Source organism: Streptomyces alkaliphilus (assembly GCF_014141535.1).
Classification (GTDB): domain Bacteria; phylum Actinomycetota; class Actinomycetes; order Streptomycetales; family Streptomycetaceae; genus Streptomyces; species Streptomyces alkaliphilus.
Map to the genome: position 1 here is coordinate 1 of NZ_VKHT01000809.1, position 2,352 is coordinate 2,352.

Below are 2,352 nucleotides of genomic sequence, written 5' to 3' on the forward strand. Positions count from 1 at the left end.
CTGCCGGTCCTGCGGGACCCCGCCGACACCACCCCGCCCCGCTTCGTCCGGCACGAGGAGATCCTGGAGCCGACCGAGTGGGCCGCCCTGCGCGCCCGGGCCGCCGAGGCCGGCGTCACCTCCACGGCGACCCTCCTCGCGAGCCTCGCCGTCGTCCTGCAACGGTGGGGCGCGGGCGACCGCGTCTGCCTCAACACCACCGTCTTCGACCGTCCCGACGTGCACGGTGACGCCGCCGATGTGGTCGGGGACTTCACCACCACCGCGCTGGTCGCCGGCCCGCGGTGGTCCCCCGGTCGGCCCGGGGGGTTCGCGGCCCTCGCCGCCGAGACCGGCCGACGCTTCTGGGAGGACCTGGACCACGGTTCGGTCTCGGGGGTCGAGGTGGTGCGCGAGATGATCCCCGGTACCGGCGCCCCGGACGGCGCTCCGGCGTTCCCGGTCGTCTTCACCAGCGGTGTGGGGCTGGCGGGCGAGGGTCCCGCCCCGCACGCCTGGATCGGACGGGAGGTGTACGGCGTCTCGCAGACCCCCCAGGTACTCCTGGACCACATCGTCCGGGACGAGGGCGGACGCCTGCGCGTCGCCTGGGACCACGTCGTGGGAGCCTTTCCCGAGGGCTGGATACCCGCCCTCGCCACCGCTCACGGTCGCCTGCTGCGCCGCCTTACCGATGCGGCCGCCTGGACCGACCCCTCGCTGGGCTTCGATCCCTCCTTCCTGCCCGCCGAACCCCTCGACGTCACCCCGTTCCCCGAAGCCGACGCCCTCCTCGACGGCCCCCTCCGTGTCGCCGCGCGCCGCGGGCCCGGGCGACCGGCCGTGCACGCCCCCGGTGTCACCGTCACGCACGAGCGGCTCGCCGCCCTGGCGGAGGACTGCGCCGCACTGCTCGCCGCCCTGGGCGTGGGGCCGGGTGAACGCGTCGTCGTGGCCTGTGAGAAGTCCCCGGCCCAGATCGCCGCCGTCCTCGGCGTCAGCCGGGCCGGCGCGGCCTACGTGCCGGTGGAACCGTCCTGGCCCGCCGCCCGGGTCGAGGCGGTGTGCCGCCGTTCCGGGGTTCGGCACGCCCTGGTGGGACGTGGAGTGGACCTGCCCTGGCCCGAGGGGGTGACGGTGCACCGCCTCAACGCCGCCGGACGGCCGACCCGTTCACCCGGCGGTGCCGCCCCGACGGCGCCGGACACGGTTCCCGCGGCCCCCGACGACCTCGCCTACACCATCTTCACCTCGGGCTCGACCGGAACCCCCAAGGGCGTGGACATCGAGCACCGCGCCGCCCGCACCACCGTGGACGACATCGTCGACCGCTTCTCGGTGACCGCGCGGGACCGGGTCCTGGCCCTGTCGGCGATCGGCTTCGACCTGTCGGTCTTCGACATCTACGGGGTCCTCGGGGCGGGGGGCTCGCTGGTCCTCCCCGACCCGGCCCGGCGCACCGATCCGCAGCACTGGCTCGAACAGGCCGGTCGGCACGGCGTGACCATCTGGAACACCGCGCCCGCGCTGCTGGAGATGCTGGTCGAGTACGCCGAGACGGAGCCGGAGATCGCCGCCGGGGCGCTGCGCACACTGCGCCTGGTGATGCTCTCCGGCGACTGGATACCGCTCAACCTCCCCGACCGGCTGCGCCGGCTCGCCCCCGGCGCCCGGTTCATGAGTCTGGGCGGGGCCACCGAGGCGTCGATCTGGTCCATCACCCATCCCGTCGAGCGGGTGGACCCGCGGTGGCGCAGCATCCCCTACGGCCGCGCACTGCGCGGCCAGTCGTTCCACGTCCTGGACGAGGACGGCGCCCCCTGTCCGGTGGGCACGGCCGGTGAGCTGTACATCGGCGGCGACGGGCTGGCCCGGGGGTACACCGCCGACCCGGAGCAGACCGCCGAGCGCTTCTCCCCCCACCCCGTGCTGGGCGAACGGCTCTACCGCACCGGTGACCTGGGCCGCTGGACCCCCGCCGGGGTCATCGAGTTCCTGGGACGCGCCGACCGGCAGGTCAAGATCCGGGGCCACCGCATCGAACCCGGGGAGATCGAGGCGGTGCTGGGGCGCCACCCCGGGGTGCGACAGTGTCTGACGCTCGCGCGCCGGGGGAAGGACGGCAGGCCGCGCCTGATCGCCCACGTGGTGCCCCGGGACCCCGACCGGGCCCCGGACCCGGCCGACCTCGCGGCGTTCCTCTCCACCAGGGTTCCGGACTACATGGTGCCCCACCGCTTCGTGTCGCTGGAGCGTTTCCCGGTCACCCCCAACGGCAAGATCGACCACGCCGCGCTGGCCGCGGCGGCCGAGGCCGCTCCCGGGGCGCCCGCGAACAGCGGGACCAACGGGGACGGCACGGTGGGGGACCGG

Annotated in this window: 1 protein-coding gene; it reads left to right on the plus strand. The window is 75.3% G+C overall.

What is annotated here, in order from left to right; translation table 11 throughout:
• Window positions 1–2,352 (plus strand): amino acid adenylation domain-containing protein (locus FNQ90_RS19990; protein WP_182607631.1); only part of this gene is annotated, 2,352 nt, incomplete at both ends.